The following is a 7,105-nucleotide window of genomic DNA, read 5'->3' as shown; positions in this document are numbered from 1 at the left end:
AATGATAATATTGTTCAGCTTTAATTTATAAATTTAATCCTTTAATAATCTGTATCGGTTATTTAGGACTAGACAGATCTTATTATTTCTCAGATTGTTTTATTTCATCAATAAACTCTTGTAATTCCTTACCGTATTTAGACGCCTTCACTTTAGGTGTTAAAGAATTGTTTATGGTGTCTAAAAATTTAACTTGAGCGTTATAAATTTCTGTTAGTGCTAGGTAAGGGGCTACTTCGCTGTCTTTATGGTTTAAAGCAAAGTTAACCGTATATAAATATCGGCGTTTTAAGTTGCTATCCGATTTTTCTTGAATAGTGTTAGATTCAGCGGTATCGCCTTTTTTCAAAGCTTCAAATCTCTCTTTTATTAAATCTAGATTTTGTTCATTAAAACGAGACATTACCAATCTGTAATCTTCATATATCTTTTGCTGTTCAGAACCATTTATTTTGGCTTCCAATCCAAAGTTTTTAACAGAAGTTTTGATCTCTGTGATTCCTTTATCGGCAAAAAATTTAATTTGATCTTTTTCTGAACTGTTCTTATCTAAAAACAGATAAAATACTTCAGGCGATTGTAGTGAAGCGGCGCGTAATTCAACATCCGATTGCCCGTTTACCGCAACGGTATCTACCGTAATTAAATTGTTGTTTTTTATTTTTTTCAAATAAAGCACTCCTTTTTTTAATCCGTTTACATTAACCTTTACCGTAAGGTCGTGTTCTTCTTTGCTGCAAGCAATAATTAATAGAGATAGGAAGATGTATAATACTTTTTTCATTAATTGGGTTATTTTATATAGCGCAAATATCTTATAATTATATTTTAAATACTAACTGCTAGTTGCTAATTTATAAGATTCTTGTTTAAGTATTTGTAGTGAAAATTATTTTTTATTTTATACTCTATTTTTAGTTTTTGGCACAGTGTTTGATATTTAAATTACGATTATATTCATACGTGGTTTATTGAGTGGTTACTTTAAACCTTGAATAGTAATTCATATTTTAGTTGGTTAGTTAGTAAAAAGGCATCCCCAAAAAGGATGCTTTTTTTATTTAAAGTCATTTTTAAAATATGTATTTCGTCGATTAAATACAATATTTCGTCTTTAAATGTTAAAATTATATGTATTTCATCGATTTTTAGTGTATTTTGTCGTTATAATTCATTTTTAATTATATCTTTGAAGTGTACTAAATGACATACTTTTTAGTTCAATGGATTAATTAATTAATATTTGCATTATGTCGTTGAAATAGAGACCCTAAATCTACTTCATAATAGAAAAAGCAAATGAGAAAAAACCGAGTTTGAGGGAACTCGGTTTTTTTGTGCTTTATATTTTTCTAAGTTTTATAAGTTGAAATAAGACTTCACCGATATGCAACCCCCCCCCCCCCCCCCCATAAAAAGATATAACGGATAACGCGGTTTTTGCTTTTTTTTGCGAAAACTTGCAAAACTAATACAGCTATATTTGTATATTAAAGATCTATTTTAAATCTACTTAATGGACATTAATAAAGAACTTGAACTAGCTTGGGAGTTTGTAAATAAAACAAATCGTTCTATTTTTTTAACGGGTAAAGCGGGTACTGGAAAGACCACTTTTTTGCATCGTTTAAAAATGAATAGTTTGAAACGCTTGGTAGTTGTGGCACCAACAGGTGTAGCAGCAATTAATGCTAAAGGGGTTACTATACATTCATTTTTTCAGATGCCTTTTGGTCCTATTTTACCTGATATGGATTTGAATAATTCCAGTGGTTTTAATAGAAAATTCAGTAAAACCAAAATTGATATTATTAAATCGGTGGATTTATTGGTTATTGATGAAATTAGTATGGTTAGAGCCGATTTGTTAGATGGTATTGACAGAACTTTGCGCCGTTTTAGAAATAGAAATAAGGTTTTTGGAGGTGTTCAGGTATTAATGATTGGTGATTTGCAACAATTATCACCTGTTATTAGAGATAATGAATGGGAGTTATTAAAGCCTTATTATAACAATGGATTTTTTTTCAGTAGTCATGCTTATCAATCATGTGATGCTATATCCATAGAATTGAAGCATATTTACAGACAAGAGAACCCTAAGTTTATAGAAATACTAAATGAAATTAGGAATAATGTTCTTTCTGAAGTTTCAGCTAAAGAATTAAACAAACGGTATATTCCTGATTTTACACCCGAACCAGATGCTGGTTATATATCGTTAACAACGCACAACAATAAAGCAGAGACCACCAATAGTGCGGAGTTGGCTAAATTGAATACGAAAACATATACTTATAAGGCTACCATTGAAGGTAAGTTTCCTGAATATTCGTATCCAAATAGTGAGCAGCTTGAGTTAAAGGTTGGGGCGCAAGTTATGTTTGTGAAAAACGATAGCGGACCAGATAAGCGTTATTTTAATGGTAAAATAGGTAAAGTTATTCATTTAGATAAAGATGAAGTGGTGGTACATTGTCCTGATGATGATTTTAATATTATAACCACACCAGAAATTTGGGAGAACATTAATTATTCGGTTGATGCTGAAACCAAAGCTATTTCAGAAGAGAGAATAGGTGCTTTTACTCAAATGCCTTTGCGGTTGGCTTGGGCTATTACCATACATAAAAGTCAGGGTTTAACTTTTGAAAAAGCCATTATTGATGCACAAGGCGCTTTTGCGCATGGACAAACTTATGTGGCGTTAAGTAGATGTAAATCTTTGGAAGGGTTGGTGTTGAAAAGTGAAATTCATACTAATCAAATAATTAGTGATAGCAACGTAATTTCGTTTAATAAAAATGCAGAACAAAATGAGCCTGATGTGTCTGTTTTAGAACTTTCACAAAAGAACTTCCAATTAGATTTAATTTTTGAGGTATTTGATTTTTATGAGTTTTTATATCCTGTTAACCGAGTTTTGGATATTTTTTATAAGAACAGAACGGTTGTTCAAGGACAAGTTGAAGCACCACTGTTAACTATTAAAAATGTGGTTACAAATCTTCTAAAAGTTAGTGCGGGGTTTAATACTCAGTTGAAGCAACTTTCAAATAAAGAAGGACTTCCCGAGTTAAGCAGTGTTATTCAAGAACGTTTTTCTAAAGCAATTAATTATTTTAAAACCGAAACGGAAACCCATTTAGTTTCTTCTTTAAAAGTATTTAGTTTTACTACCGATAATAAGGCTGTGGGGAGCGATATTACAAAAAGTATTGATACTATTGAGGAACTGTTGCAAGCTAAGATGTTATATTTTAATAATTTGCATCAAGGATTTTCAACCAGTAAATTTTTAGAACTTAGAGCGAAAGCTGTTTTTCTTTCTAAAGAAACTCCTAAAAGACCTAAAAAGGCCGTTATTGATGGAACCACAAATGTAGAGTTGATTGAGCGCTTAAGAATTCTTAGAAACGATATAGCCCAAGAAAATGATTTAATTCACTATCAAGTTTTTGCTCAAAAAGCCTTGTATGAAATATGCGAAACTTTACCACTTACAAAAAAGGAATTGAAGAAAGTGAATGGTATGGGCGATGTTCGGATAAAAAAATATGGAGATGCTATTTTAAAAGTAATTAGAGCATATTGTGATGAAAATGGTATAGAAACTTCCACCGATGTGGATATTTTTGAAACTGAGAAATCAAAAGAAAAAAAAGTAGATACCAAAAAAGTATCTTTAGAATTGTTTAAATCTGGAAAAAATATAGAAGAAATTGCTAATGAGCGCGAATTGAATGAAAACACCATATTCGGACATTTGGCAAGTTTTATTCCTTCGGGCGAAATTATGGTTTCAGATTTAATGTTGAATAAACACTTTAATGAACTAAAAGAAACAATTCCGAAGAAAACTTTTGAAAATCTATCAGATTTAAAAAACCAATTGGGTGACAAATTTAGCTATGGTGAGATACGATTGGTTTTAGAACATTTAGCTTTAGCCATAACCCATAAAAAATAATATAATTTTTATTAGTGTAAGGAAGCCCATTGAAAAAACACTAATGCTTTAGTTGAAATTATTTAATTACATTAGTAAGCCTATGGATATAATTATAGAATCTTCAATACAAACATTAAAAAAGGCTCAAGCTTTATTAAATAATTTGACCGACGATACTTTGTGTAACAAATCTGTGTCACCTTACTACTCGAGTATTGGAACCCATATCAGACATATTTTAGATTTTTATGACTGCATTTTCAGTGTTAATTTAGAAAACAAGATAGATTTAACAGCAAGAAGTAGAAATAAAGAAGTAGAAACGGTATGTTGTAGTGCCAAAACATATTTAAATTCCATTATAGAAAAATTAAATACATTTGAATTAGATATGACCGATTCTCTTTTAGTTACTGATGATTTAGGCTTAGGAAAAGTGACAATGACCTATAGTTACGGTTCTTTATTTGCACAGGCAAATAGCCATACCATTCATCATTATGCTATCATAAATTATATTATGGAAGGTTTAAATATCTCATTTAAAGACTCTGAATTTGGATACAATCCAACAACTCCAAAGCAAACTTCTTTAAACTAATTGTTTTTCTTAAACATACTATCCATGATAGTGCGTATGCCTTTAAAAATTAAAAACACGGCGGCGGCACATATCAAACAAGCAACAATTAGCAGAGGAATATAAAGCGAGTTTTCCTTATCGCCAAGTGCCATTGTCATTAAAATAGGGCCAATAAATAAGCTTAACAAAGCGAAAACCAATGTTTTTATGCCTTTTACAAGTAGTGTTTTATCTGTTTTTTTAGTTTCCATTGTTATAATTTTTAATTGCTGAACGTACGTTTTTATGTGTTATTAAAAGCTTTTTTGCTTCTTCTTCTGAAATGTTAAGTTCAGCCATAATCATTTTTGTGCCTCTATCAACTAGTTTGTTGTTGCTTAACTGCATATCAACCATTTTGTTGCCTTTAATATGCCCAAGCTGAATCATTGTGGTGGTGGTAATCATATTAAGGACCAATTTTTGAGCAGTACCGGCTTTCATTCTAGAGCTTCCTGTTACAAATTCAGGACCTACAATAACTTCAATGGGATATGTTGCTGCTTGAGATAATGGACTGTTTTTATTGCAAGTTATACATCCTGTAATAATATTATTCTCGTTGCATTTTTCTAAGGCAGAAATAACATAAGGTGTGGTGCCAGAAGCAGCAATACCCACAACAACATCTTGACTTGAAATTTGATACGATTTTAAATCGTCCCAACCTTGTGTGGTAGAATCTTCTGCAAATTCAACAGCTTTTCTAATAGCCGAATCGCCCCCTGCAATTAAACCAATTACCAAATCGTGAGAAACTCCAAAAGTAGGTGGGCATTCCGAAGCATCTAATATGCCTAAACGTCCACTGGTACCTGCACCCATATAAAATAGGCGACCACCATCCTTTAATTTTTGAATAATAATACTTACTAAAGGTTCAATTTGAGGTAATGCTTTTTCAACTGCCAGAGGCACATTTTTATCTTCATTATTAATGTTACTTAATAATTCTGAAATGCTCATCTTTTCCAGATGATTGTAGTTGGAATCTTGTTCGGTGGTTTTTATAAAACTCATATCTCAAAAGTATGAATTATTGATTGATTTTAATCAAAAAGAATGTTGTCAACTTCTAATTTTTTATCATTTATAAAATCATAAAGCGTTAACTGTCTTAAAATGTAATAATCTTGCCAAAATTTTTCGAGCGAGTTCAAATATTGAAGAACCGCTTTGTCTTTTTCCTGTAAAGCAATATTTAAATCGGTGATGGTTATTTTGTCCAAAACGTATCTTTTCTGTGAAATTTCGTAACGCTTGATGGCTATTTCTTTTGCTTTTTCAGCTGTTGCTAAAAAGTCTCTTTGGTTGGACCAGTTTAGAACATGCAAATAAATTTCTTGTTCAAAAGCTTGTTTGTCTTGGTCTATATTGTTATTGGTTAAATCTAAATCTGCTTCAGCCATTTTGCGTCTCGATTTAGAAACACCCCAATCGAAAACTGGCACACTAACAGAAACAGAAATATTTTGTTGCTGATTGAAGTTGTCAAAAAGGTTCTCAAAATCATTACCATTTTGAGAAATTCCAAAATTAGCAGCCACACCTAATTTCAATCTATTATTTCCTTTTTGAAAAGCAACTTCCTTTTCTGCTTCCAAACGTTTTCTTCTAAATTCAATAACTTTTTTTCTGTTTGATTGCGCCTCTTCTAAAGCCTTATCAATATCTACCTCAAAGAGAGGTAATTTATCTGGAACATCCAATTCAATGTTTTCAGTATCTAACTCTAAATATCTAGCCAAATTTTGAGAGGTTCTTTTTAATTCAATGGTATTGGTGGTCACAACATTTCTAGAGTTTAATAAAGTTAATTCTACTTGCAACAATTCATTTTCTGCAATTTTTCCAATTTTAAACCGCCCTTGAGAAATTCGGTATAAAGTATCTTGATTTGATAGATTTACTTTAGCTATATCCAACTGCATTTGAGCTTTTAACAATTGAAAATATCTTTGGCAAGTGGTTACTGAAATGGTCTCCATTTTTTCAATAAAATCCCTTCTTGATTCTTCATAAATTAAAGGTTCAATTTTTTTATCCCATTTAAAAGGGTTGTAAAACAAGGAGTTTTGAAAATATCTTATGGAAAAAGGCACTACTGAATACCCAATGTTATCATCAAGTCCAAAAAGCTCTATGCGTTCTAAATTGGAATTTAAAGAGAGTGTCCCACCTGTATAAGGAATGTTTTGTGCTATAGATAATCCACCTTCCAGTAACAACTGATCTTGATTTACAAATATGTCTTGACCTTCATCATTTGTTATTCTTCGTACCGCTTTGTTGTATTCGGGTAAAGTTGCATTAAATCTTAATTGCGGAAGAAAGCTCGCTTTATAATTTCTAAAACGCCAGTAATTTGACTGGTTTCTATTTAAGGTTATTTTATAATCTGGAGATTGTTTTTGGGCTAAATCAATGGCTTCGTTTAATGTTATTTTTTTTGATTGCGAAAACGTTAAACAAGGTAGAATTACGATTAATACGAGCAATATTTTTTTCATCTCTTTGGCTTTGTGTTAAGG

6 protein-coding genes are annotated in these 7,105 nt (G+C 31.2%); 2 read left to right on the top strand and 4 right to left on the bottom strand.

Annotation, left to right across the window (positions count from 1 at the left end):
* Positions 1-82: 82 nt before the first annotated feature.
* Positions 83-784 carry a DUF4369 domain-containing protein gene (locus ACGK9U_RS13570; RefSeq protein ID WP_394466921.1) on the bottom strand — a complete coding sequence of 234 codons (702 nt, stop codon included), beginning with the start codon at positions 782-784 and terminating at the stop codon, positions 83-85.
* 732 nt (positions 785-1,516) lie between these two features.
* Here ACGK9U_RS13570 and ACGK9U_RS13565 point away from each other — a divergent pair.
* Positions 1,517-3,970: a helix-turn-helix domain-containing protein gene (locus tag ACGK9U_RS13565; RefSeq protein ID WP_394466920.1), complete on the top strand. Its 2,454-nt coding sequence runs from the start codon at positions 1,517-1,519 to the stop codon at positions 3,968-3,970.
* A gap of 82 nt (positions 3,971-4,052) precedes the next feature.
* Positions 4,053-4,553, top strand: coding sequence for a hypothetical protein (locus ACGK9U_RS13560; RefSeq protein ID WP_394466919.1), 501 nt, complete (start codon positions 4,053-4,055; stop codon positions 4,551-4,553).
* On the opposite strand, the gene ACGK9U_RS13555 is transcribed toward ACGK9U_RS13560, so the two are convergent.
* From ACGK9U_RS13555 to ACGK9U_RS13545, 3 genes are read right to left on the bottom strand one after another with little or no spacing between them, the layout of a single operon-like run.
* Positions 4,550-4,786 (bottom strand): DUF6095 family protein, encoded by a 237-nt coding sequence (locus tag ACGK9U_RS13555; protein ID WP_394466918.1) that lies wholly within the window; start codon positions 4,784-4,786, stop codon positions 4,550-4,552. The two genes, ACGK9U_RS13560 and ACGK9U_RS13555, sit on opposite strands and share 4 nt — an antisense overlap.
* Positions 4,776-5,594, bottom strand: coding sequence for an N-acetylmuramic acid 6-phosphate etherase (gene murQ / locus ACGK9U_RS13550; protein ID WP_394466917.1), 819 nt, complete (start codon positions 5,592-5,594; stop codon positions 4,776-4,778). Before murQ ends, ACGK9U_RS13555 begins: the two co-directional genes overlap by 11 nt.
* A gap of 29 nt (positions 5,595-5,623) precedes the next feature.
* Positions 5,624-7,084, bottom strand: a complete 1,461-nt coding sequence (locus ACGK9U_RS13545; protein ID WP_394466916.1) for a TolC family protein — start codon at positions 7,082-7,084, stop codon at positions 5,624-5,626.
* Positions 7,085-7,105: the final 21 nt, after the last annotated feature.

It is taken from the genome of Mariniflexile sp. HNIBRBA6329, from assembly GCF_043558645.1.
Classification (GTDB): Bacteria; Bacteroidota; Bacteroidia; order Flavobacteriales; family Flavobacteriaceae; genus Mariniflexile.
The sequence above is the reverse complement of the archived record's forward strand: the minus strand, read 5'-3'. Positions and strand labels throughout refer to the sequence as shown.

Excerpts from the sequence above, each read along its gene's own strand:
- ACGK9U_RS13555 (WP_394466918.1), bottom strand. The coding sequence starts at position 4,786 with ATGGAAACTAAAAAAACAGATAAAACACTACTTGTAAAAGGCATAAAA.
- ACGK9U_RS13560 (WP_394466919.1), top strand. The coding sequence starts at position 4,053 with ATGGATATAATTATAGAATCTTCAATACAAACATTAAAAAAGGCTCAA.
- murQ (WP_394466917.1), bottom strand. The coding sequence starts at position 5,594 with ATGAGTTTTATAAAAACCACCGAACAAGATTCCAACTACAATCATCTG.
- ACGK9U_RS13545 (WP_394466916.1), bottom strand. The coding sequence starts at position 7,084 with ATGAAAAAAATATTGCTCGTATTAATCGTAATTCTACCTTGTTTAACG.
- ACGK9U_RS13570 (WP_394466921.1), bottom strand. The coding sequence starts at position 784 with ATGAAAAAAGTATTATACATCTTCCTATCTCTATTAATTATTGCTTGC.
- ACGK9U_RS13565 (WP_394466920.1), top strand. The coding sequence starts at position 1,517 with ATGGACATTAATAAAGAACTTGAACTAGCTTGGGAGTTTGTAAATAAA.